Origin of the sequence: Corynebacterium sp. HMSC069E04 (genome assembly GCF_001813175.1) — a bacterium.
GTDB lineage: Bacteria > Actinomycetota > Actinomycetes > Mycobacteriales > Mycobacteriaceae > Corynebacterium > Corynebacterium aurimucosum.
This window is the reverse complement of record NZ_KV811704.1, coordinates 85,446-108,586: the sequence shown is the minus strand read 5'-3', so window position 1 is coordinate 108,586 and position 23,141 is coordinate 85,446. Positions and strand designations below refer to the sequence as shown.

27 protein-coding genes are annotated in these 23,141 nt (G+C 60.4%); 8 read left to right on the top strand and 19 right to left on the bottom strand.

Features of this window, described 5'->3' with window-relative positions:
* Positions 1–2: 2 nt before the first annotated feature.
* From HMPREF2896_RS11940 to HMPREF2896_RS11930, 3 genes are read right to left on the bottom strand one after another with little or no spacing between them, the layout of a single operon-like run.
* A complete protein-coding gene (locus HMPREF2896_RS11940) occupies positions 3–776 on the bottom strand; it encodes a hypothetical protein (protein WP_070719625.1) in 774 nt (257 codons plus the stop codon).
* 29 nt (positions 777–805) lie between these two features.
* The gene (locus tag HMPREF2896_RS11935) at positions 806–1,747 is read right to left on the bottom strand and encodes a DUF3152 domain-containing protein (RefSeq protein ID WP_070719624.1); all 942 of its coding nucleotides are present in this window, start codon (positions 1,745–1,747) and stop codon (positions 806–808) included.
* A gap of 32 nt (positions 1,748–1,779) precedes the next feature.
* The gene (locus tag HMPREF2896_RS11930) at positions 1,780–2,001 is read right to left on the bottom strand and encodes a DUF3107 domain-containing protein (protein WP_012714903.1); all 222 of its coding nucleotides are present in this window, start codon (positions 1,999–2,001) and stop codon (positions 1,780–1,782) included.
* Between the two features lie 102 nt (positions 2,002–2,103).
* Between HMPREF2896_RS11930 and HMPREF2896_RS11925 the strand changes: the two genes are divergently transcribed.
* On the top strand, positions 2,104–3,492 hold the full coding sequence (locus HMPREF2896_RS11925) for a DEAD/DEAH box helicase (RefSeq protein ID WP_070719623.1): 1,389 nt from the start codon (positions 2,104–2,106) through the stop codon (positions 3,490–3,492).
* The gene (locus tag HMPREF2896_RS11920) at positions 3,489–4,775 is read left to right on the top strand and encodes an Rv3212 family protein (protein WP_070719622.1); all 1,287 of its coding nucleotides are present in this window, start codon (positions 3,489–3,491) and stop codon (positions 4,773–4,775) included. Before HMPREF2896_RS11925 ends, HMPREF2896_RS11920 begins: the two co-directional genes overlap by 4 nt.
* A gap of 28 nt (positions 4,776–4,803) precedes the next feature.
* Here the strand turns inward: HMPREF2896_RS11920 and HMPREF2896_RS11915 are convergent, their stop codons facing one another.
* Positions 4,804–5,262 carry a hypothetical protein gene (locus HMPREF2896_RS11915; RefSeq protein WP_070446134.1) on the bottom strand — a complete coding sequence of 153 codons (459 nt, stop codon included), beginning with the start codon at positions 5,260–5,262 and terminating at the stop codon, positions 4,804–4,806.
* A 573-nt stretch (positions 5,263–5,835) separates the two neighbouring features.
* Here HMPREF2896_RS11915 and HMPREF2896_RS11910 point away from each other — a divergent pair.
* Together HMPREF2896_RS11910 and HMPREF2896_RS13215 are read left to right on the top strand one after the other, a co-directional pair.
* Positions 5,836–6,093 carry a WhiB family transcriptional regulator gene (locus tag HMPREF2896_RS11910; RefSeq protein WP_042529827.1) on the top strand — a complete coding sequence of 86 codons (258 nt, stop codon included), beginning with the start codon at positions 5,836–5,838 and terminating at the stop codon, positions 6,091–6,093.
* Between the two features lie 95 nt (positions 6,094–6,188).
* Positions 6,189–6,263, top strand: a complete 75-nt coding sequence (locus HMPREF2896_RS13215) for a 50S ribosomal protein bL37 (RefSeq protein ID WP_371325741.1) — start codon at positions 6,189–6,191, stop codon at positions 6,261–6,263.
* 95 nt (positions 6,264–6,358) lie between these two features.
* On the opposite strand, the gene rsrA is transcribed toward HMPREF2896_RS13215, so the two are convergent.
* Together rsrA and HMPREF2896_RS11900 are read right to left on the bottom strand one after the other, a co-directional pair.
* Positions 6,359–6,631, bottom strand: coding sequence for a mycothiol system anti-sigma-R factor (rsrA, locus tag HMPREF2896_RS11905; protein ID WP_070711157.1), 273 nt, complete (start codon positions 6,629–6,631; stop codon positions 6,359–6,361).
* Positions 6,631–7,236, bottom strand: a complete 606-nt coding sequence (locus HMPREF2896_RS11900; protein ID WP_070446138.1) for a sigma-70 family RNA polymerase sigma factor — start codon at positions 7,234–7,236, stop codon at positions 6,631–6,633. The genes rsrA and HMPREF2896_RS11900 overlap by 1 nt, the downstream gene beginning before the upstream one ends.
* A 37-nt stretch (positions 7,237–7,273) precedes the next feature.
* Here HMPREF2896_RS11900 and ybaK point away from each other — a divergent pair, with 37 nt between their 5' ends.
* A complete protein-coding gene (gene ybaK / locus HMPREF2896_RS11895) occupies positions 7,274–7,777 on the top strand; it encodes a Cys-tRNA(Pro) deacylase (protein ID WP_070719621.1) in 504 nt (167 codons plus the stop codon).
* 10 nt (positions 7,778–7,787) lie between these two features.
* Here ybaK and HMPREF2896_RS11890 read toward each other — a convergent pair whose 3' ends face one another.
* The gene (locus HMPREF2896_RS11890; protein ID WP_070719620.1) at positions 7,788–8,450 is read right to left on the bottom strand and encodes an SOS response-associated peptidase; all 663 of its coding nucleotides are present in this window, start codon (positions 8,448–8,450) and stop codon (positions 7,788–7,790) included.
* On the opposite strand from HMPREF2896_RS11890, the gene aroA reads away from it, so the two are divergent.
* Positions 8,449–9,753 carry a 3-phosphoshikimate 1-carboxyvinyltransferase gene (aroA, locus tag HMPREF2896_RS11885; RefSeq protein WP_070719619.1) on the top strand — a complete coding sequence of 435 codons (1,305 nt, stop codon included), beginning with the start codon at positions 8,449–8,451 and terminating at the stop codon, positions 9,751–9,753. The genes HMPREF2896_RS11890 and aroA overlap by 2 nt on opposite strands.
* Positions 9,746–10,768, top strand: a complete 1,023-nt coding sequence (gene rsgA / locus HMPREF2896_RS11880; protein WP_070719618.1) for a ribosome small subunit-dependent GTPase A — start codon at positions 9,746–9,748, stop codon at positions 10,766–10,768. The genes aroA and rsgA overlap by 8 nt, the downstream gene beginning before the upstream one ends.
* A 60-nt stretch (positions 10,769–10,828) precedes the next feature.
* Here rsgA and HMPREF2896_RS11875 read toward each other — a convergent pair whose 3' ends face one another.
* The 4 genes from HMPREF2896_RS11875 to HMPREF2896_RS11860 form a co-directional block, all read right to left on the bottom strand.
* The gene (locus HMPREF2896_RS11875) at positions 10,829–11,434 is read right to left on the bottom strand and encodes a hypothetical protein (RefSeq protein ID WP_070719617.1); all 606 of its coding nucleotides are present in this window, start codon (positions 11,432–11,434) and stop codon (positions 10,829–10,831) included.
* A gap of 54 nt (positions 11,435–11,488) precedes the next feature.
* Complete coding sequence (locus HMPREF2896_RS11870) at positions 11,489–11,800, bottom strand: hypothetical protein (RefSeq protein ID WP_070446152.1); 312 nt, start codon at positions 11,798–11,800, stop codon at positions 11,489–11,491.
* Between the two features lie 85 nt (positions 11,801–11,885).
* The gene (locus HMPREF2896_RS11865) at positions 11,886–12,392 is read right to left on the bottom strand and encodes a DUF6912 family protein (protein WP_201829629.1); all 507 of its coding nucleotides are present in this window, start codon (positions 12,390–12,392) and stop codon (positions 11,886–11,888) included.
* A 12-nt stretch (positions 12,393–12,404) separates the two neighbouring features.
* Positions 12,405–12,815: an HAD-IA family hydrolase gene (locus HMPREF2896_RS11860; RefSeq protein ID WP_010189184.1), complete on the bottom strand. Its 411-nt coding sequence runs from the start codon at positions 12,813–12,815 to the stop codon at positions 12,405–12,407.
* A 220-nt stretch (positions 12,816–13,035) separates the two neighbouring features.
* On the opposite strand from HMPREF2896_RS11860, the gene HMPREF2896_RS12555 reads away from it, so the two are divergent.
* Entirely contained in the window at positions 13,036–13,440 is a 405-nt protein-coding gene (locus HMPREF2896_RS12555; RefSeq protein WP_083276453.1) for a hypothetical protein, read from the top strand.
* An 81-nt stretch (positions 13,441–13,521) separates the two neighbouring features.
* On the opposite strand, the gene HMPREF2896_RS11855 is transcribed toward HMPREF2896_RS12555, so the two are convergent.
* The 8 genes from HMPREF2896_RS11855 to HMPREF2896_RS11820 form a co-directional block, all read right to left on the bottom strand.
* A complete protein-coding gene (locus HMPREF2896_RS11855; protein ID WP_070446156.1) occupies positions 13,522–13,881 on the bottom strand; it encodes a hypothetical protein in 360 nt (119 codons plus the stop codon).
* A 133-nt stretch (positions 13,882–14,014) separates the two neighbouring features.
* Positions 14,015–16,567: a preprotein translocase subunit SecA gene (secA, locus tag HMPREF2896_RS11850; protein WP_070719616.1), complete on the bottom strand. Its 2,553-nt coding sequence runs from the start codon at positions 16,565–16,567 to the stop codon at positions 14,015–14,017.
* A gap of 272 nt (positions 16,568–16,839) precedes the next feature.
* Complete coding sequence (gene hpf, locus HMPREF2896_RS11845; protein WP_010189188.1) at positions 16,840–17,484, bottom strand: ribosome hibernation-promoting factor, HPF/YfiA family; 645 nt, start codon at positions 17,482–17,484, stop codon at positions 16,840–16,842.
* A gap of 170 nt (positions 17,485–17,654) precedes the next feature.
* Positions 17,655–18,335: a ComF family protein gene (locus tag HMPREF2896_RS11840; RefSeq protein ID WP_070719615.1), complete on the bottom strand. Its 681-nt coding sequence runs from the start codon at positions 18,333–18,335 to the stop codon at positions 17,655–17,657.
* Between the two features lie 21 nt (positions 18,336–18,356).
* Positions 18,357–20,066, bottom strand: coding sequence for an MtrAB system accessory lipoprotein LpqB (lpqB, locus tag HMPREF2896_RS11835; protein ID WP_070719614.1), 1,710 nt, complete (start codon positions 20,064–20,066; stop codon positions 18,357–18,359).
* Entirely contained in the window at positions 20,063–21,736 is a 1,674-nt protein-coding gene (mtrB, locus tag HMPREF2896_RS11830; protein ID WP_284762979.1) for an MtrAB system histidine kinase MtrB, read from the bottom strand. Before mtrB ends, lpqB begins: the two co-directional genes overlap by 4 nt.
* A gap of 69 nt (positions 21,737–21,805) precedes the next feature.
* Positions 21,806–22,492: an MtrAB system response regulator MtrA gene (gene mtrA, locus HMPREF2896_RS11825; protein ID WP_070446165.1), complete on the bottom strand. Its 687-nt coding sequence runs from the start codon at positions 22,490–22,492 to the stop codon at positions 21,806–21,808.
* Between the two features lies 1 nt (position 22,493).
* Positions 22,494–23,114, bottom strand: a complete 621-nt coding sequence (locus tag HMPREF2896_RS11820; protein ID WP_070644122.1) for a dTMP kinase — start codon at positions 23,112–23,114, stop codon at positions 22,494–22,496.
* Between the last annotated feature and the right edge of the window lie 27 nt (positions 23,115–23,141).

Below are 23,141 nucleotides of genomic sequence, written 5' to 3'. Positions count from 1 at the left end.
CCCTATAGTGTGTCAGATGCTGCGGACACGAGGGCCTCTTCGACCCTTTCAATATTCGAACGCACGGTTGCTTTGGAGCGCGGGTGCAGGCTATTGACGTAACGGCGATACGCCACTGCACGCAAGAGCAGCTGCTGTATGCCGGGAACCGACGCAAAGCGGGCAGAAATATCATCATCCACTGCGCCTGCGATGAGGCCATCCACTATGACCAGCGCGGCGGACCAGCCAACCGGGCGCGGTGCCGCGGAAGGTACGATATCGGTCAGCGCTGGCGGGTTCGCCCCAGAGAAAACCGTGGTACCCAGCACGTCCATGTGGGCGGTGACAAGTGGGAGCTGCGCAAGCTCAGCATCGGAATAGGCCTCGCCGCTCTCCTCCCACGCTGCCCGTTCTGCCCGTGCGAACACATCATCGCGCCGGTCCACCGTCGGCAACGGCGCCAACTCGAGCGCTTCATCAAGGCGCAGTGCCATCTGCGCAGTCTCATCGATTCGCCCGCGCAACTGCCCCTCCACGAACTGCGTGGCTTTCCACCCGGCAGCAGTGTAGCGCCCATCCGCCGTCAGCACCGGCCGGGCAATACGTGCTCCCGGCAGGCTGAGCTTCTCGCGGACCTTGGCGGACCAGCCAGTCCACGGCCGAGCCTCGGCGAAGACAATATCGCCCACGCGGATCCCGTTATCCCACGCAGGGCCCACAAGCTCACCCTGTGTTCGGCGCGGGTGAAACTCGGCGTTGAAAGCGGCAAGAACGGGCTCAGGTGGCAATGGCATGGGAAAACAATCCTTAGGTTTGGGGCGACCTACTCGGGCTTAGCGTGATCAGAATTAGCCGGGTTCGGGTAGGGCCACGGGTTCGGCTCGCACGTGACATCCTCGTCCGGATAAACCTCGTTGGGTTCCTTCTCAAAAAGCTTGGCGTTGTTCAAGCTCAGCGTTTGCTGCATCATGACCGGCGCGAGTTTACCGTCACCGCCGCAGGGTTGATGGGCCGCAAAACCGATAGCGTGGCCAAACTCATGGTTGATCAGGTACTGACGGTAGTTGCCCAAGTCTCCTTCAAAGGGCGTCGCGCCACGCACCCACCGAGACTCGTTGAGGTTGACCGCGGATTCCCCCGTAATGGTCGTGTGACAGGAGGTTTCTGATTCCAACTGCGCGCCGCACAACTTCGCCGTGGTTCCCAATGACGTCAGACGGATGTGCGTATCAGGGTTGTCATCGGCTTTGACGTGGATGAATTCAAAGTCACCGTTGGCCGTCCACCCGCGAGGGTCGGCCAGAGTGGCGTCAACAAGCGCAACGACAGCACCGTCCCCACCATATGCGGAGGTGTCGATGCCGTTTTCAATCTCAACGGAAAAGCGGATGGTTTGCTTGCCGCCCTTGCCCGCGTGCATGGTAGACGGCCCTGCATCGCGGTAGGTTTCCTCACCTTGCTCGGTGAAGTCACCGCCGGCGGGCAAACCATCCTTGGCGGCGGCCACCGCGCTGGCATTGGCAGGGTCCGGCCCCTTACGCGAGGAGGCGGATGCGGCAGTGCTGCTTGCCGACGTCTCCCCTGCCGCCGTCACCTCCGCCTCCTGGGACGGGGAGCGGAAAACATCAACCAGCACCCACACAGTGATGACGACCATGACGGGGATCGCCACCACGCGCCACCAGCCGTACTCGCGCGCGAAGCGCTCCACCGCTGAAAGGCGCTGTGGGTGCTGCTTAAAATCCGCGGGATTCTCCATGGCCATTTAGGCTACCCGCTGAGCCAGCGCGCGCGTACTTAGCCCGCAAATCCGACGGTGTGTGCGCGCGCAGTGCCGATCTCTACGTAAACAACTCGCTCAGTGCGCACGATGTAGGAGCGGCCCTTGGTGTCCTTCAATTCGAGGGTGGAGTTGTCTGCCAAGGCGTTGTTGATGGTCTGGGTCAGTTCTTCGCGCTCACCTTCCGCGTGAATAACCAGCTCACGGGCGGTATCGGCAAAACCAAACTTGATATCCATGTGGTGTGTCTCCCTTAAATCGTGTTCTTTAATCGGTGCCGCGAGAACTGCGCCCCGGCGCTCTAATGGCCCCACTATAGCCACGTCCTCTACTATCAAGGTGTGCTTGCCCCGAAATCATCCCGCGAATCCCGCGAATCCCCTACCTTTGCCGAACTCGGCGTCGCTGTAGAGATCTGCGATGCCCTCGCTGACAACGGGATTACGCACACCTTTGCCATCCAGGAGCTCACCCTGCCCATCGCTTTGAATGGCCAGGACCTCATCGGCCAAGCGCGCACCGGCATGGGTAAGACCTATGGCTTCGGTGTCCCGCTACTGGATCGCGTGTTCGATGACGCCGACATCCCGGAACTCGACGGAACTCCCCGCGCACTGGTCATTGCACCGACGCGCGAGCTGGCCATCCAGGTCAGCGGGGACCTGGAGCTCGCCGCCGCAAACCTTCCGCTCAGAGTGGTCACTCTGTGTGGCGGGCGCCCCTATGAAGAACAGATCAAGGAGATTGAGTCTGGTGCGGACGTCGTCGTCGGCACCCCAGGCCGTCTGCTCGATCTCTGCCAGAAGAAGCATCTCTCTTTCGACCACGTCAGCGTTTTAGTTCTGGATGAAGCCGACGAGATGCTGGACTTGGGCTTCTTGCCGGATATCGAGAAGATCCTCTCGCTCCTGCACGGCAACCCACACCAGACCATGCTCTTTTCCGCCACCATGCCTGGGCCCATCGTGACCTTGGCACGTACCTTCCTGGAAAAGCCGGTCCATATCCGCGCCGAGTCTGGTGACGCCCAGCAGACGCATGCCTCCACGCGCAAGGTCACCTTCCAGGCACACCGTATGGATAAGATCGCGGTCTTGGGAAAGGTCCTGCAGGCAGAAGGCCGCGGACGCACCATCATCTTCACGCGTACGAAACGCTCGGCCGCCGCCGTCGCGGACGAGCTGGCACAGCGCGGCTTTCGCGTGGGCGCGGTCCACGGCGATTTGGATCAAAAAGCACGCGAACGCTCGCTCGATGCCTTCCGGAAAGGCACCGTGGAGATTCTCGTGGCCACAGACGTCGCCGCTCGCGGCATCGACATTGACGATGTCACCCACGTCATCAACTACCAGGTGCCCGATGACCCGATGACATTTGTCCACCGCATCGGACGCACTGGTCGCGCGGGGCACACGGGCACGGCCATCACTCTCGTCGGCTACGACGAGCTGGGCAAATGGCAAGTCATCAACGATGAGCTCGATTTGGGCCAGCCAGAGCCACCGCAGTGGTTCAGCACCTCCCCGGAGCTTGCGGAAGCCCTCGATATCCCAAAGACGGTTGCTGACACCGTCGGCCCACCCACGAAAGTGCTGGGTGCACCGCGGCGCTCTCACTCACGCGGGGAGTCGCCGCGTGGAGGCTCACCACGTTCCTCCACGGCATCTGCCCGTGCCTCCCGCCGCACCCGTTCCCGCACGCGCAAGCCCCGCCAAGGAGGACGCCGATGAGCACCGAGCAGGGCTCGGAGTCCGCGAAGAAGCCAAGCTCTGCGAAGAAGGCTCCCATCTTGCGTTCCACCAAGGCAGACTGGCTTGCAGTGGGCGCGATCAGCGCGGTCTGTGCCATTGCTATTGGCGGCGCGGTGATTACGGCACCGATCCACAAATCGGAGCTCACTCCCACTGTCGATGCCGCGTCTGATGCCAAGACTCAGACTCTCGATACCGTCCCCAACTCCCTCACTGAAACCTTCAGCCTCCCCAATACTGTGGTGCCGGGACAGTCCCGCGCGATATCCACGAAGGGGATGCTGATAACCCATGACGGCGATACCCTCCGCGCTTCGGATACCTCCGGCGATACGGTCTGGACTTACCAGCGCCGCGATGCCGACCTCTGTTCGCTCGGCACGGCGTGGAACAAAGTCGTTGCCACCTATGACGCGGGAAATGGCTGCGGCGATGTGGTAGCCATCGATGCGGTGTCCGGCCAGTACTCAGATACCCGCAGCGCCCGTAATTCCGAGCAGGTGGTCCCCATTATGTCGAATGACCGCGTGGGGACCGTTTCCGCCGAGCGCGTAGAACTATGGCGCTCTGACCTGGTGCGCACTGTTGAATATGGCGATGTCGAAGCCAAGCAAGAACCAAACCTCCAGCCCCACGAAGACTGCGCCATCTCCTCAGCACTGACCCGCACCGAAACGATGGCCGTCACCGAATCCTGTCCGGATTCTCCAGACTCCACGTGGTTGCGCATCCACAACGCCACACCAGAGGATGCGCGTTCGCCTGAAATCTCCAAGGATATCGAGATTGATAACCCAGGCGCGCGTCTCATTGCCTACGGTCAGGAGGCCGCTGCGGTCTTTCTGCCGGGCGATGCGCCACGTATCGTCTCCTATAACTTTGAGGGCGAAACGCTCTCCTCCACGGACGTGGAGCCATCAAAGGCCATCACGAATTCCGCTTCCCCCTTCGCCCCTGCGGTCGCTGATCTGCCCCACCACATGACGTGGTTCGACGGCGAACGTCTTTATCTCTTTACCCCAACCGAGCTCAAAGTGGACCATGTTCTGGAGCAGGCAGTTGGCACCGGCATCGCCGTCGGCAAGCGGTTACTGGTGCCCACGGAGGAAGGGATCGACGTGGTGGACTGGGCTACCGGAAAGACCGAGCACAGCATTCCCGTCGACCGTGACGGCTATAACGGTCCAGTTTCGCTGACTCTTGCGGGCACTGTCATCATCGAGCAGCGTGGAAACACCGCCGTGGCGCTCACTGCCTCTTAACTTCTTAGTTGTTTAAGAAACAGCTTGCCTAGAAGTGGCTTTCAGCCCATTGCGCTGCCTCAGGGCGCACCATGAGCAGGTAGAGCACCAACGCTGCGCTGGCCAGCGTCACGGCGCCGAGCGCTGCTGAGCCTCCGCTGAACATCTGGAAGGCGATGGCACCCAAAATAAACTCCACGAGCACGATAGCTCCGCGGCCCCAGCGCTTGCCCTTAACAAAGGCCCACGAGGCGACGATGACAAAGCCGAAGACGATAAAAATGAAGATGGCCGTCCCTAGGCCGACGAAGCCCGTCGCCCCAGAATCGGACACCATGGAGTCGTTCTCAGCACCGGTTAGCTCACGGACGATGAGGAAGATTCCGAAGATAATTACCACGATGGACTGGAGCACGGCGATGCCGGCAGCCGCTACCACCGTTCCCGGGGGACGGCCTCCCTCAGTTTGGGCAGGCGTGGTCGAGGACTGTTTCTGCTTCTTATTCACGGAGATTTAGTTTACTTCTCAGCCCTGTACTTAGGACGACTCCACGCCATAACCCGCGCGCACCCACATGCTTCAGCCTAATCCTCCTCCGCCGCGGTGTTCCTCGGCTTCCTCCATCCGTAATTTCGGGGGCAGAGGGATGAACCCGGATTTGACGCGATCCAGGTCACCACACTCACTACCTTACCCTCATCACCGCAGGTGGAAGCGTTTCTGACAGGGTTCTTACAGGAGCCAACCCATAACAATCATATGAATTGGCCGAATTTATTTAGTGACTTTGGACACTTTTTAGCCTCTATCCCTAGCGGAGTTTGAGTAAACGTGTCATTATTCTCAGGTAGCAAAAACAACGAGCTGTTAAATCAGTTCTTAACTCGGAGAAAACTCCAAGTTAACCAAAAGTGAACCATGGCGGCGGCGACGCTGGCCCCAACTCGAGACAGGGCCCCACTGACCGCAGACCAGTTCACTTAAACCCCGTAGCACTCGGAACAGTTCACTGCCGTGAACTGCCCTTGGTGCGCCTGCTTTCAACTACTGCTGTCAAAAATTTGTTAGGAGATATCAATCATGGATTGGCGCCACGAAGCTGTTTGCCGCGACGAAGACCCGGAGCTCTTCTTCCCTGTCGGTAATTCCGGCCCTGCACTCACCCAGATCGCTAAGGCCAAGCTGGTCTGCAACCGCTGCCCGGTCGCTTCCTCTTGCCTCAAGTGGGCCCTCGAGTCCGGCCAGGATGCCGGCGTGTGGGGCGGCCTCTCTGAGGAGGAGCGCCGCGCTATCAAGCGCCGTAACCGCAGCCGCGCTCGCGCCCGCGTTTCCGCTTAAGAAACCCACAGTAGGCGCACCCCCGATTAACACCTCGGCATACCCTGCCGCTACAGTTGAATAAGTTCATTTCCCTTTAACAGAAGGAGCATACGATGAGCAAGCGTGGCCGCAAGCGCAAGGATCGCCGTAAGAAGCCCGCTAACCACGGCAAGCGTCCTGGCGCATAACGTCAGTAATTTAGGGCTCGTTTCTTCCCCTCACGAATCGAGGGAGGGAACGAGCCCTTTTGCATATCCTGAGCCGGTTTTAGGCGCTCGAGGCCCTATCCCCAGGTAATCTCAGTCCGCGTAATCTGCACGCTAATGCGCTGGCGCAGTGACTGCGGTGCGACCTGCCCCCCACAGCATTTGCGCACGAGTGCGCGGACTACTTCCTCGCTCTCGACGCGCTGCTGACAGGCATCGCACTGCGCGAGGTGCTCGCGGATTTCCAGTGCTCGCGCATAGCTCGTTGATTCATCGAATAGCTCCCGAAAGAGCGCTTCAACCTCGGGAGAGTTACACGCACCGCAATTGCGTCCTGTTGCGCGTTCCATTACTTCTCCTCCATCTCTGGGTGGTTGCGACCAATGCCTTTGTCTCGTGCTACGTCCTTCAACGCCGCACGAAGCAATTTTCTTCCGCGGTGAAGGCGGCTCATGACCGTCCCCAACGGAGTGCCCATCACTTCCGCGATTTCCTTATAGGCCAAACCCACCACATCCGAGTAGTACACCACCATGCGGTAATCCTCCGGCAGGTCATTCATGGCCTCGGAAATCTCCGAATCCGGCATCTGCTTGAGCGCTTCGACCTCCGCTGATTCCAGGCCCGTGGAGTCATGTCCGGACGTGGTATACAGCTGAAAGTCACTAAGCTCATCCGCTGAGGATTCCACTGGGCGGCGCTTGGCCTTCCGGTAGGAGTTGATGTAGGTATTCGTCATGATGCGGTACAGCCACGCCTTCAAGTTCGTCCCCTGTTTGAAGGAATCGAAGTTGCTGAAGGCCTTGAGGTAGGTCTCTTGGATCAAATCCTCCGCGTCTTGCGGGTTGCGCGTCAGACGCATCGCTCCGCCGTAAAGCTGGTCCAGCAAGGGCAAGGCTTGCTCCTCAAACAACCGCTGTTTCTGAAGCGTCTCGCTCGTCGTTTCTGTGGCCATACCGACCATCCTAGCGCTCAGGACTAGGGTGGTTTATATGTCCAAGAAGACCCCGCGTGCCGCTACCCCCGCTCTCAAACTCCTCGAAGAGGCAGGTATTGACCACCACGTCTCCACCTTTGATGGCGGTCGCGAAAACTTCGGCGAGGCAGCCGCTGCGGCCCTCGACGTTACTCCTGAGCGTATCTTCAAAACCCTCGTCATTGATCTGAGCGCCGGCAAAGGCCCCAAACGCCAACTCGCCGTCTGCGTCCTTCCGGTCACACACCAGCTCAGTCTCAAGAAGGCCGCCGCCGCTTTCGGTGCGTCCAAGGCCACAATGGCCGCGCCTGCCGACGCCTCCAAGTCCTCCGGCTACATCCCCGGCGGCATCTCCCCGTTAGGGCACAAACACGTCCTGCCCACTGTCGTTGACGAGACCGCGCTGCTCTTCGACACCATCTTTTTCTCCGGCGGCAAGCGTGGCCTCGACATTGAGATGAATCCGGAGGATCTCCCCCGCGTGCTGGAGCTCTCCTTCGCCGACGTGCTCGCCGACTAGCTCTCGCGCACTAGAACAAGGTGGTGGCCGGTGGTTCGTCGATAAGCTCTGCGTAGTCGTTGCGCACGTTGCCCACTGCGGGGTCGGCCGGGCGTGCCTGAAAGCCGCGCACAGAGCTCGGCTCCCGCAGCGCCTCCCCCGCCAGCCAGGGCGCGATTTCATCTGCAGTTAGAAACTTGGGCAAGCGGTGGTGCAGCCACGCCATCTCCTCCGTGGCATCCGTGGTCACCATCGTGGCCGAGAGCCTCTCCAACCCCGTGGCCCACAAACCAGCCGCCCACAGCAGGCCATCGGGCCCGGTCACATAATAGGGCTGCTTCTTGGCCTTCTTATCCCCACCGGCTTTCCACTCGTAGTAACCATCCAGCGGGATAACGCAGCGCTGTGCTTTGAAGGCATCCCGGAAGGAAGGTTTCTGCGCCACAGTCTCCGCGCGGGCATTAAACAGCGGCGGGCCGTCGAGGTCCTTCTTCCAGTGCGGGATAAGCCCCCAGCGCGCTGGCTCCACGCGGACGGTCTCCTCCGCAACCCGCACGATGGCGATGGGCTGGGTTGGAGCAATGTTATAGCGTGCCGGCGGCAGGCCTTCCGGCGCATGAACTTCCGTAATGGATTCCCACGCTCCGACTTCCTCCAGTAGGGACTCGGTGAACAGAACAAATCTTCCGCACATGCCCTTTATTATGGACTACATGTCTGCTTTCTGGTGTGCTCCCCAACCCGCCGGCCCGTTGTCCTGGACTCAGGAAGTTCCCGGGTCAAAGTCGATGACCAACCGCGCCCTCATCCTCGCTGCGTTGGCCGACTCACCTTCTATCATCTACAACCCGCTGGTCTCCCGCGATACTGACCTGATGAAAGAAGCTTTGAAGGCCATGGGCGTAGGTATCTCCGAGTGGGGACCGCACCTGCGCGTGAGCCCGGGGACGCTGCATGGCGCGACCGTCGATTGTGGCCTGGCTGGCACGATCATGCGCTTCTTGCCTCCGGTGGCAGCGCTGGCCGATGGGCCCGTTGTCATCGACGGTGACCCTTATGCCCGCAAGCGCCCCATGTCCACGATGACCATGGCCTTGCGTGAGTTGGGCGTCGACATCGAAGGCGATAGCCTGCCACTTAGCATCACGCCCCATGGCATTCCGGAGGGCGCCGAAGTCACCATTGATGCCTCCGCTTCTTCCCAGTTCGTCTCCGGCTTGCTCCTGGCCGGGGCGCGCTACCGCAACGGTATCAGCGTGCGCCACGAAGGCGGCACCGTCCCTTCCCAACCACATATTCTCATGACCGTTAGTATGCTGCGTGAGGCCGGCGTGCATGTGCTCGCGGGCGAGGATAATTGGGTCGTGCGTCCTGGAAAGATTGACGGCCGCGAGTGGTACATCGAACCAGATCTGTCTAACGCCACGCCCTTCCTGGCTGCAGCGGCAGTCGCCGGCGGCAGCGTGAGCATTCTGAATTGGCCGGAGGAAACGACCCAACCAGGTGATGCTTTCCGCGACATCCTGGAGCACATGGGGGCACAGGTTGAGTACGTCCCGCAGGCACCTCGCCAAGATCCCTACCTGCAGGTCACTGGCCCACAGGAGGGTCTAGCATGCCTGCGCGGCATCGATCTCGATATGGGAGATATCGGCGAGCTCACCCCGACCGTAGCCGCGCTGTGTGCTCTGGCCTCAACGCCGTCAACCCTGACCGGCATCGCGCACCTGCGCGGCCATGAGACGGACCGTCTGGCGGCCCTCGCTACAGAGATTAACGGCTTGGGCGGCAACGTCACTGAGCTTGACGACGGCCTCCGCATCACCCCTGCCCCACTCCACGGCGGCCAGTGGCACTCCTACGCCGACCACCGCATGGCCACCGCTGGCGCCATCATTGGCCTGGCAGTCGACGGTGTCGAGGTCGAGGACATCGATACCACGTCCAAGACTCTGCCCGGCTTCGCCAAGATGTGGGAGGCCATGATCCATGGCTAGGCGCGCGAGCAGCTACGACGAATCTGATGTCCGTATCCGGCCGGGCAAAGGGTCGCGCCCCCGCACGAAGGACCGTCCGAAGCACAAGGATGCCAAGTTCGGCATGGTCATCACCAAGGACCGCGGGCGCTGGGGAGTTGCCCTTGATAATGATGGCCCAGTCGTCACCGCTATGCGCGCCCGCGAGATGGGCCGCACGCCCGTCGAGGTCGGTGATCGGGTCGGCGTCGTGGGCGATACTTCTGGTAAGAAGGACACCCTCGCGCGCATCGTGAAACTAGAGGAGCGCACTTCCGTCCTTCGGCGCACCGCGGATGACACAGACGCTTATGAGCGAATCGTGGTGGCGAATGCGGACCGCCTGCTGATCGTGAGTGCTGTGGCGGATCCACCGCCGCGCTCCGGATTCGTGGAGCGTGCCCTCATCGCGGCCTTCGCCGGCAATATCCAACCGGTCCTGTGTCTGACGAAGACCGACCTCACCGATCCCACTCCGTTCGCCCAAGAGTTTGCGGACTTGGATGTCACCGTGGTGGAAGCTGGCGTGGACGATGGACTGGAGCAGGTCTGTGCCGCAATTGATGGACATGTCACGGCCCTCATCGGCCACTCCGGTGTGGGTAAATCAACCTTGGTCAACCGGCTCGTCCCGGATGCCAACCGCGAAACCGGCGAAGTCTCCGCCGTGGGCAAAGGCCGCCATACATCGACGCAGTCGGTGGCGCTGCGACTGCCGGCGGAAGGAAGCACCCCGCATGGCGGGTGGATCATTGATACCCCAGGCATCCGCTCCTTCGGCCTAGCCCACATTGATGCGGAAAACGTCATTGAGGTCTTCGATGATCTTGCCGAAGCGATTGAGGATTGCCCGCGTGGCTGCACGCATGCCGGGCCACCCGCGGACCCCGAATGCGGGTTGGACCTCAGCATAGAGGAAGGGACAGCTTCTGCACGCCGCCGTGATGCGGTTCGCAACCTGCTGGCTTCCCTGCGCACCAACGTCGATTGGGCCTAAGGCCTAAGGGCCTTACTCCTAGCGCAGGAAAGGCCTTAGGCGCCCTAACGGGGCCTAGTTTTAAAGCGGAAGCATTGCTGCCAGCTGCGGCGGCAGGACGGTCTTAAGGAAGGGGCCAGCCGCGCGGAGGACCATCAGGATCACGGCCAAGCCGCCGGTAACACCGAGGATGATAGCGCCGCCGGTATCGATATTGGAGGAAGTGTTGGCACCGCTCGCCTCCCTCTTATTGAACTCTTCCTTCTTCGCACAGGCGTTGAGCGCCTTGATGTACTCCGGCGCGATGCCACGGAAGGCCTTTACCACCGCAATGTTGTTCTTGGCGCGCTTGACCGCGTTCTCATCACCGAGCTCGACCTCCGCCTCGTAACCTGCCAGTGCACGGTAGAGCTCTTCCGACTGGTCCTCTACGGCGCGAGCACGCTTCTCCGCGTCCTTGGGCGAAATCTTAAGGCCATTCTTTAGCAAGCTGCTGTCGACATCATTGGCCTTCGACTCCGCATTCTTCAGGTCGCTGGCTTCCTCCTCGCTCAAGGTGATGGTGCACTTCTCATCCTTGATGGTGGTGCTTACCGCGCCCGCCGTGGGGGCTGCGACACCACCGGCAAGAACCGCAACCGACAAGCTGGAAGCAGCAACTACGCGGCGAAGGCGAGAGGAAGACATACTGAGGAAACCTTTCGATCGAGCTAAAGTTTTACCCCCGCAGATTATCAATAATTAGCCCAACTTGGGCAGGTAATCACCAAACTCCTTGTAGGCGGCGAAGCCAATGCTGATGATGCCGAAGAGGACGGAGATAATGACGGCCGCTGGACCCTGGGATGAACCTTCCAGGATGCGCAGCCACGGGGTCGTGGGCTTCACGGCCATATCAGGGTCTGGGTTCCCAGGTTCCGGCTTGCTGCGATCCGCGTGCACCTGCGCGATCGGTGCTGCAGGCTCCTCTGCGCCGGCAACTGGTGCAGCGACAAGCGCAGCGGTGCTCAGGGCAGCGGCGGTGACAAGGCTAGCAAGACGGGATCTCTTCATGGTGGTGCTCCTTCTAAAGCGATGGCGTTAGAGGCTTAGACTAGCACCACGCGTGAGGCACCGGTGATTATTTCCCAGTAGATCCTTAGAGAAGCTCCACGAGGATGGGTAGTTCGGTGGGGTCATAAAATGCCATGAAATTGTCCAAAGCATCACCCACTGCGAGCTCAGCGTCCTCATCTCCGAGGTCAGCGTTGTCGATAGCGTCTATAGCCTTGGCCGTAGCGGCTTCGGATTCCTCGATATCCACGTGGATAGCCTGCAGGTTAGCCTTCGTGATCGTGGCAGGGTTGAGGGCCACGACGGGCTCACCCATGTCTGGCTTCGGAGTCACCACGGACTCATCCACGTCGACGGAGATGACCACGCGTCGGTGGGGAAACTTTTCTTCGTCCCCGATAGCCAGCAGGCGCAATGAAGCCATGGAAGCTTCAAGGAAGGCAGAGTACTCAATTTCTTCCTCGTCGCCTTCGGTATAGAACTCACGCAGCGCGGGTGTTAGCGCAAAACCCCAACCACTGCGTGCGGCGAGCTGGCCGGTCTCCTCAAGCTCAGCCAGCATGCCGAAGGTAGCCGGCAGGAAGACGCGCACATCCTTCGACACTTAGAACTCACCTTCAATGTCGAAGACTGCCTGAACCTCAACGCTCGTGCGGTCGAAGACCGTGTAGAGCATGCCCACCATGCCGTTCTCCACAGCAGCGCGCACGTTAACGATGGAATCATCCACCATGACGCAATCATTAATCGGCAGGTCAATAGCATCTGCCGCGGCTTGGAAGGCAGCACGGTCCGGCTTCTCAGCGCCAACCTCGCCAGAAAGCACCACGGCATCCACGATGCCGCGGTATTCCCACTCTCGAATGTGCTCCGCACCTGGGCCGCCCGGATCGTTGGAAAGGATAGCGGTGGCAACTCCGTTGGATTTCGCGGCGGCGAATAGTTCCCGCCAGCGCTTGACGTCCTCTTCGGTGCCGTCAAGCACGCCTACAAAATCGACGATGAGTCCACGCATATTATCTACCCTTCGCATTGAACTGTGTTTATCGTCCGAAAGTATAGCGAACATACCGCCCGCCTGCTCTCACCGGCCAATGCGCTGCAAAGCTCTAGCCGCAGACGGGGCTGCCATGGCACAATGAACGTACATCCAGCTTCCTTCTCTGTGCCATCCCCCGATCCTTGCTTCAGCGCTTTCCTCCGTACCGCGCACTGCGGAAGAGGACGCTATTCACATGTACACCCCCATCCCCGGCATGAGCCACCTACAACTGTATGTTGCCCCGCAACGTATCCGCTATGAGCGCGAGCCCACAGCTCGCGACCTGGCCACGCGGGAAGAGATCCGTGGTCTCGTTGTCATAGTTCTCGAAGTCGCCGCCGCCTTGCGGCCTTTGAGTCATCTCAATAACCCACGCTTCGCCCCAGAAATCACTAAGCATGTGCGCGCCTGGAGGAAAGCCCAGGCAGCTGCAGAATCGCACGGAGGAATGACGCTGCGCAGCTTGCACGCGCGCTCAAATGGTGAGTTCTTCGGTTCGGTGCTCTTAGGCTCAACACGGCGCGCTTTTACCGGCGCTGCAACCGGCCGACACCTGCGGTCTTTCCGCTTACTTTCGGGCGGCCTGCAAACCCACTGACGCAAGAGACAGAGGTTCTGAAAAGATGAGTTTGCGGCCTTGAGGAGCCCTAGAAATCACGCCTATGACTTAGCGCTGGTCTTAAAACATCGATCCCAGCTTGATCAGGATGGGTGTCCAATCGATTCCGGCGAAGGCTGCAGAAGCGCTCACCAAAGCTAGGCTGATGCCGCCAAACATGGTGGCCCCCACCACGGGAAGCTTCGCAGTAGCTTCATCAAGACTTTCCGGTTCAGACACCGCGCCACACTGAGTGGAGACAACATCCTGCGAGCTGAGTGCAGCGCCCTTCAGGGAGTCATCGCTTTGAGAGCCCAATACGGAGGCCAGCTGGCACTGCTCTTCTGGGGCTAGTTCCACAGCCGAAGCAGCTGCGCCGCCACCCAGCAGGGTGGCAGATGCGAACACGGATAGACCTACTCGCAGAGACAAGCGGCGCATACTGACTCAACCTCCGAAGAACAATAATTAATGTTCTGACAGTATATACCTAACTACTTCCAATAAAAAGACGCCGTGGGGAATGATTCCCACGGCGTCCTGCGTTGACTAGCGCTGGCGCATCAAGGTTGCCCTAGGCTTCCGCTTCATCCACTGCGTTTGCCTCTTCCTGCGCCTTGAACTGCTTGCGCAGCATAAACAGCTGGCGCACGGTTTCTTCCTTGACCGCGTCGTTCATGGCATTGAACATGTCGCCGCCTTCCTTCTGGTACTCCACCAGAGGATCTCGCTGCGCCATGGCACGCAGACCGATGCCTTCCTTGAGGTAATCCATCTCATAGAGGTGCTCGCGCCACTTCTGGTCAATAACCGGCAGGATGATCATGCGCTCGGTATTGCGCATCTGGCTCTCACCACCGATAGCGCTCACAGCTTCTTCGAGTTGGTCATACTCGGAATTCGCATCAGCCAACAGTGCATCGCGCAGCTGCTCCGCAGAAATCTCGCCGGCGGAGCCGTACTCGGTACCGGCGACAAGCTCCTCGTGCGTCATGGTCGGCCCGTAGAGGGATTCCAGCGCATTCCACAGCTCGTCTAGGTTCCAGTCCTCCACGTAGCCGGTAGCCGTCGCACCCGCCACGTAAGCAGACACGGTGTCGTTGATCATCTCGCGGATGTTGTCCTTGATGTCGCTGGCCTCGAGGATGTCGTGGCGGGTGGCGTATACCACCTTGCGCTGCTCATTGAGTACCTCATCGTACTTGAGCACGTTTTTACGCATCTCAAAGTTCTGGTTTTCCACCTGTGCCTGTGCACCCTTGATGGAGTTAGAGACCATCTTGGCCTCGATCGGCACATCATCTGGCACGTTGAGGCGGTTCATCATATTCTCCATGGACTGGCCCACGAAGCGCACCATGAGCTCATCACGCATGGACAGGTAGAAACGGGTCTCACCCGGGTCACCCTGACGGCCGGAACGGCCGCGCAACTGGTTATCAATACGGCGCGACTCGTGGCGCTCGGTGCCCAATACGTACAGGCCGCCGGCCTCGCGGACCTCGTCGCCCAGGCGCTTGGAGCGTTCCCTCTCCTGATCAATCTCGGCGTCCCAGGCCTCCTGGTACTTCTCTTCATCCTCAAAGGGATCGAGGCCGCGCTCGCGCAGCTTCTCATCCAGGATGACCTCGGGGTTACCGCCGAGCACGATATCGGTACCGCGGCCGGCCATGTTGGTGGCGACGGTTACGGCGCCCGGGCGGCCGGCACGGGCGACGATCTGTCCCTCTTCCTCATGGTGCTTCGCATTGAGTACCGAGTGCTTGATTCCGCGCTTGCTCAACAGTTGCGAGAGGTACTCGGAGCGCTCCACGGAGGTGGTACCCACCAACACCGGCTGGCCGTCGGCAACGTGTTCCTCGATGTCATCCACCACCGCAGCGAACTTGGCTTCCTGGGTCTTGTAGATGCGGTCGGAGTGATCGGTACGCTGGTTCGGCTTATTCGTCGGAATCGGCACCACATCTAGCCCATAGATGGAGTGCAACTCAGCAGCCTCGGTTTCTGCGGTACCGGTCATGCCGGAAATCTTGTCGTAGAGGCGGAAATAGTTCTGGAGCGTAACGGTGGCGAGAGTCTGGTTCTCGTTCTTGATCTCCACCTCTTCCTTTGCCTCAATAGCCTGGTGCATACCTTCGTTGTAGCGGCGGCCAGCCAGAACACGGCCGGTGAAGCTATCCACGATCAGCACTTCGCCATTGCGGACAATGTAGTCCTTATCGCGGGTGAAGAGCTCCTTCGCCTTCAAGGCATTGTTGAGGTAGGACACCAACTGGGAGTGCTCTGGGGCGTAGAGGTTTTCAATGCCCAGCTGATCCTCGACGAATTCGACGCCCTCCTCCAGCACACCAATGGTGCGCTTCTTGTGGTCCACCTCGTAGTGGATGCCCTCGCGCATCTTCGGCGCTAGCTTGGAGAAAACGCCGTAGAACTGGGAGGAGCCGTCGACCGGTCCGGAAATAATGAGCGGGGTACGAGCCTCGTCGATCAGGATGGAGTCAACCTCATCCACAATGCAGTAATTGTGGCCACGCTGGACCGTGTCATTGAGCGAGCGGACCATGTTGTCGCGCAGGTAGTCAAAGCCCAGCTCATTGTTGGTGCCGTACGTGATGTCGCAAGCATAAGCTTCCTTACGCTCCGCAGGGCGCATTTCGGAGAGGATGACGCCAACGGTGAGGCCCAGCCAGCGGTGGACACGGCCCATCATCTCGGCGTCACGCTTGGCCAAGTAATCGTTGACCGTCACGATGTGTACGCCCTTGCCCTCCAGCGCATTGAGGTAGGCCGGCAGCAGCGAGGTCAGGGTCTTGCCCTCACCGGTGCGCATCTCAGCGACGTTGCCGAAGTGCAGGGCGGCACCGCCCATAACCTGCACCTTGTAGTGCTTCTGGTCAAGCACGCGCCAGGCAGCCTCACGCACGGTGGCGAAGGCTTCGAGAAGGATGTCATTCATCTTTTCGCCATCCGCCAGACGCTTCTTAAACTCGTCAGTCTTAGCCTTGAGCTCGTCGTCCGACAGCGCCGCGAATTTATCTTCTAAGGCAATAACATCATCTGCAATTTTGGCCAGGCGCTTGACGGTGCGCCCCTCACCGGCACGGAGCAGCTTGGAAAGTCCAAACACGTCTAGATAGTCCTTCTTGTCGCGACAAATAAGTTAACTCGTCGCCATTGTACTCACTAGCTTTTCTCTCACGATTCGCCACCCAACCCAAAGCGCAATTCTGCCCCCACCCCGACGTTTGCAGGACGCTCCCCTCGGCCGTCACGAAAAAAGATGATCGAAGATTAACAATGCCTAATAGGGACATAAGAAGGCCCCCTGTCTCGCTGCGCGTGTGCGCTGCGGGGCAGGGAGCCTGTGTGTTAGGCCCTACGGCCTTTAAGGCTCAGGCCTTAAGCATCAGCATCCGTCAGGGAAATAAGACCGTAGTCGAATGCGTGGCGGCGGTAAACCACAGAAGGCTTGTTGTTCTCCTCGTTGATGAAGAGGTAGAAGTCGTGGCCGACCAGCTCCATCTCGCTGAGCGCATCATCAACAGACATCGGGGTTGCTGGGTGCTCCTTGAAGCGGACAACCTGGCCCGGGCGAACATCCTCGACAGTCTCGGCGTAGGGATCGATGTAGCGCTCTTCCTTAGCGGGCTTAGCTGCCTCAGCTTCAGCGACCAGCTCAGCGGCGATCTGACCAGTACCCTTCTGGGCGCGGTGGCCGGACTTCACGTTCTCACGGCGCACCTTAACCTTGCGCAGGGAGCGTTCCATCTTGCCCAGAGCGGTCTCGAGTGCCGCATAGAAAGAATCTTCCTTCGCCTCGGCGCGAGCGATGTGCCCCTTACCGGTAGCGGTGATCTGCAGACGCTCTGCCTCGGACTCGCGGCGCGGGTTCGGCTCGTGCTGCAGCTCCACGTGGAAGAAGGTCAGGGTCGGATCAAGGCGCTCGATCTTGGCTAGTTTTTCAGTGACACGTTCCTGGAAGTGCTCCGGAACCTCCACGTTACGGCCGGTGATGGTGACCTGAGCGTTGGTCTGCTGGGACATGAAATGCCTCCCTATACTCGTGGGGACTGAATGACTGCACATTCTGCGGACTTCTACAAGCCTGTGATAAGGAGCCGGAAGCCCGCTTCCCTGTGACACCCCTCATGTTACCACTGGTCATAACCTACACGATGACTGGCCCCTACACTCATGCATGATGATGGCCCGCCCTACGCATCTGCCAGCACAATTGCGCCCGCGACGTCACCCCCGATAGCCCATACACGCGCGGCGCTAGCACGCAGAGTTGCGCCGGTGGTGATGACGTCGTCGACAAGCATCACGTTCTTCCCCACTAGTTCGCGGGCGGCGGGACGCAACAGCACGGCTGTCCGCATGTTATCGGCGCGCTCCACGGCGCTGAGCTCTGATTGATCCGCACTGCTTTTAGCCGTGCTCAGGGCATTAACCACAGCCCAGCCTGGAAGCCTGGCAGCCGCTGCCTGGCACAGCGCGGCAACAGGATCGCCACCGCGGCGACGAGCCGAGGACACGCGCGTCGGCGCCGGCACGAGCAACCCAGTCTCCGGGATATCACCGCGGGCGCGCAAGTAATCGATGCCGGCAGCGAACACCGCCCCGAGGTGAGCACGCACTGCGTGGTGCCCGTGTTCCTTCATGGCGATGATGACACCACGGCGAGTATCGGAATAGGGACCAAGAGCCCATGCCGGAAACCCCAGGGGCCGCGGCCGTTCCACCCGGCGTGGAACCTGCCGCAAGTGTTCCTGGCAGGAAGCGCACAACACCCCGCCCGCAGCTGTTTCTCCCCCGCACCCAGCGCAGGGGCGTGGCAAGAAAAGCTCCACGAGAGCGGCCGTGACCTCCCCTATCCCCCGATTCTTCGGCATGCGCCCCACTTTAGCGCGACTCTAGCGCGCGATGATGGGTGAGGATCGCACTCCCTGCAGGCCTTCGACTTCACGCCAATACGAGCGTTCAGATCCGCCTGCGGGAAGCTGCAGTAGAGCATGCGCATCGGTGACGTAGTGCGTCGACGGTGAGGAAGCCACCGCCACCACCGGCGCGGTGATATTTCCGGTGGGTAAGGTGGTAGCAGAGGAACCGTCTTGCTCAATACGCCACACGGGCGAATTCGACGCCGAGGTACCCACGAGCAAAGAACCATCCGTCTGCCACTCCACGGACAAGGCCGAGCCGGTCAGCTCTGGACCAACTTGGTGGATGTTGACGATACGCCGCTCGCCCGAGGTCGCGCGGGCCACCACGCCGGTGTAAATGCTGCCGTCGATGATCATGGCGATACGGGCTCCCGTGAGGGACAGTCGAATGACCGAGATCTCTCCCTCCATGTTCTCCAGTGCAGAGGTGTCCACCTCCGCGGTGCTCAGTTCGCCAGTCGCCGGCGAACGCGTCACACGGACTACATGTTTGCCGTCAACAACGGTCCACGCCACCTGGCCGCCCACCTCAAAGGTGGGGCGGGCTAGGGTTTCGCCTTTGACCGAGCCCTTGAGTCCGTGGCCGAGCTCGCCCATCGCCAGCTGCGATTCCTTCTCAGAACGCTTACGCACCGCGGCCACCATCCCCTCATCCGAGATATCGGCGGACTGGATGTCATGGATCTGGCCGGCCATGCCCTGTACCTCGGTGCTACCTTCGCCCTTGACTTCCAGCAGGGAGCCGTCGTTGACGGCGTAGAGCTTGGGCACGGATTGGGCAGCTACCTCTGGGTTAAGCTCGGCGAAATCATCGATGGTCATCTCCTCCATGTTGTCAACCAAGGGGCTGCCATCGATGGTGGCGCGAACTGAATTAGTGATCTCCGCATTGTTGAGAGTCCAGACCAACTGGGAGGCAAATTTAAGGCGCTCCTCCTGGCTCATTGCTGACATCCCACTGAATTCATACACACCATCGTTGATGCCTAAGAAAGTGGCATCCTTCGGGATCAAGGTGGAGGTCGCCGGAGCGATATCAGAAGACGGACCCTGTAGCAGGAGGGTGACCAACTCTGAAGCGATCGAGCCCTTTCCCGAGTAGAGCCACCGACGGTCCGCCACCAGTAGGCGCTGGGTTGTACCGAAGAAGTACAGCGACTGCGGGCGGTAGCGGTTGCGCAGTTCCGTGCGCTCGATCACCGCACCAGTAGGCAGGTCGGTAATGCGCCATTGCCCATTGAACTGGCGCAGGCGGACAGTCGCCTCAAGACGCGAGTTATCCGGGACATAGGCCCCACCATTCGCCAGACGGCCGATGATGTTGCCGCGCACCGAATACTCGAGGGCACCGTCTTCCATGTTTGAGGTCACAAGGTCGATGGAATCCACGACGAGCACGGTATCCGTGGGATCCCAGGTATTAGCGATTTCGGAGGAAAGGAAGGTGCGCGCAGCAGCGTAGTTGCCAGTGGGAATCGCCACGGCCGAATAGAAGTCACGGACTAAGAGGTCCGGTTCGCTATCGGTGCGGGGCTCCACGACGGCATCGTCTGCCCGCTCATGAGGTTCAAAGGTGCCGATCACCTGGGGATCAGTGTTATGCGGCAAAGTCGAGCACCCGACGAGGGTAGTAAGCGCGACGCAGCTGAGCACTGCGAGTGAGCGGCGGGCCGGAATCATCGCTGGGCCTCCTCGTCGAAATCGGGGACGATGTCTTGATTGAACGGCGCTTCCGCGCCACGCGCTTCGCGCTCCGAGGGCCACACTATCCCGTTATCCGGCTCTGCCTTTACTGCAGGGGCTCCTAGTTCAGTGCTCACGTCGAGCGCGGACTGTTCCTCCGCTTCGACGGGCTTCGGAGCGCCCGGGACCTCGAGGGCAATGGGCTCAGATTCCACCGCTTCCCCCGGGGTGCGTGGCAGGATTAGACGGAAGCGCGAGCCGGTGCCGAAGTAGCCGATGGCATCCAGAGTGCCTCCATGGAGCACGGCATCCTCGCGAGCGATGGCCAAGCCTAAGCCGGTTCCGCCTGAGTGGCGCTTGCGCGAGGAATCCGCGCGCCAGAAGCGGTTGAAAACCAGCTCCTCCTGACCTTCCTTGAGTCCCACGCCAGAATCGGTGACGGCGATGCCAACGGCATCCTCAGTCGCGCCGATATCCACGGTGACGGGGTTGCCTTCAGAGTGATCAATGGCGTTCGCGAGCAGGTTACGCAAGATGCGCTCGACGCGGCGCGAATCGCATTCCACAGCCACGGGTTCCTCTGGGGCATGAACGATAACCTCCACCCCCAACTCGGCGGCGAGGTGTTCCACCTGGCTCAGTGCGGAGTCCAGGCAGGAGCGAATGTCAAGGGAGGCTGTGGACAAATCAGCCACGCCTGCATCGTGGCGAGAGATCTCCAAAAGGTCCGCGAGCAAGTCCTCGAAACGGTCCAGCTCCTTGATGAGCAACTCCGCCGAACGTTTGGTGTAGGGGTTGAACTCTTCTGCGTCTTCCGCGATGACATCCGCCGCCATGCGCACCGTCGTCAGCGGCGTGCGCAACTCGTGAGAGACATCGGAAGTGAACTGCCGCTGGAGGTCGCCATATTCCTCCAGCTGGGTAATCTGCTTTGACAGCTTGTCTGCCATGTCATTGAAAGAGGAAGCAAGGCGGCCCATCTCATCATCCGAGTTGACCACCATGCGCTCGCGCAGGTGGCCGGCGGCAAATCGTTGTGCAATGCGGGATGCGGAGCGAATCGGGACGATCACCTGCTGGGTAGCCAGCCAGGCAATGCCCACGAGGAGGACCACGACCACCACTCCGGCAGCCGAGAGCAGACCACGCATAAGCGCCATCGTGGACTCCTCGGACTCCATGGACAATACGAGGTAGACCTGGGTATTCGGGATATCACTTTCGATGGGTGTGCCCACCATCAACGCGTTATAGGTCGCCCCCGACTGCTGGTCCACCGTGGCATATTGCTGGACAACCTGACCGCGGCCGACGAGCTCGCGCATGCCATCGGGAATACGGTAGCCCTCCGGCGAGGTCGTGGCCGTGCCGTCTGAGTTTTCCACGACGATGACCGGCTCATACACGGCTTGGGCATCGGGCTGTTGCGCCGACATTTGGCCCAAGGCGGCGCGCGCAGAGTTGATGCGCACCTGCGTTGAATTTGCTGTGCCGGTGGCATCGATCTGCTGCTCCACGGCCACACGGGCGCGGTCGAGCTCCTGCAGTGCGGTGTCTTCCTTCTGGCTCACGAGCTGTTGTGTCAACACCGACACCAGTGCATACGCCAGGATGATCATGACCACCGTGGAGGCGACCAGCATCATGCCCAAGACACGTGTCTGCAGGGACGTGCGCCAGCGCTCGACGACGCCATCCCGGGCTCGCCTTAACCAACCAAAAATAGCGGTAGTCCTTTACTCGGCGATTTTTCCAGTCTTGTATCCCACACCGCGCACCGTGAGCACGATGTGTGGATCTTCTGGGTCGTGCTCGATCTTTGCGCGCAGGCGCTGAACATGCACGTTGACCAAGCGAGTATCGGAAGCGTGGCGGTAACCCCAGACGGATTCGAGCAACGCCTCGCGGGTGTGCACCTGTCCGGGCTTTCGAGCCATCTCCAGCAGGAGGTCGAACTCTAGCGGGGTCAGCGAGATCTCCTCGCCGCCCTTACGGGTGACGGTGTGCTCGGGGACGTCGATAAGCAGGTCCCCTACCTCAATTATTTCGCTCGTACCCCCGTCAATCCGGCGCAGGCGCGCACGGATACGGGCGATGAGCTCTTTCGGCTTGAAGGGTTTGGTGATGTAGTCATCCGCCCCCGATTCGAGGCCAAGGACCACATCGACGGTATCGGTCTTTGCGGTGAGCATCACGATAGGCACCGAGGACTCGGTACGGATGGCACGGCAGATATCAACGCCGTTCATGCCCGGAAGCATGAGATCCAACAGGATCAGATCGGGGTCATGCTCGCGGAAGGCCGGGATGGCCTCATTACCATCGTTGACGGCAATAGGTTCCAGCCCTTCCGCCTCGAGCACGATGGTAAGCATTTCGGCAATCGCCGGATCATCATCCACGACCAAGATTTTCGGTGCCACGTTATTGTTCTCCTACAAGCTCCTTGACAGCTTGGATAATCATATCGGCATCCGCGGTGGCGATCCACCGCCCTGCCCACTGCTGCTCCGCCAACCGACGGTAGGCAGCCGCCGTGCGTGACTGCAGAGCGGCATCGCGTTCATAGCGGTCGCGGTTGCGTCCCTCATCCTCTGCTGCACGGGCCACGGCACGCTGGCCGGCAAGGGCTACGTCGGTATCCAAAAAGACCTGCAGTTGCGGCACCGGCAGGCCGAAGCGCTCGAATTCGAGCTCATAAATCCAATCAACAATGAGCTCCCCTCCCACCCGCGCGGAAGAGTACGCGGCGTTGGAGGCCACATAGCGGTCCAGAATGAGCAGAGAGTCCGAGGACGCAGCGGCGGTGAGGAGCTGTTCCTTGGCGCCCCGCCGATCCAGCGCAAAGAGCGTGGCCATCCCGTAGATCGAATCGGTGAGGTCACCCATACGCCCGTAGAGCGCCTCCTGCGCGAGCTGGGCATGGATGGAGTCTTCGTAGCGCGGGAAGCTTAAGACTTCGACATCGCAGGCTAGTTCTTCCCGCAAGCGCTGGGTGATGGTGTTCTTACCCGCGCCGTCAATTCCTTCAATACTGATCAGCATGCTTGGTGTATCTGGTGCTCGAGCTGT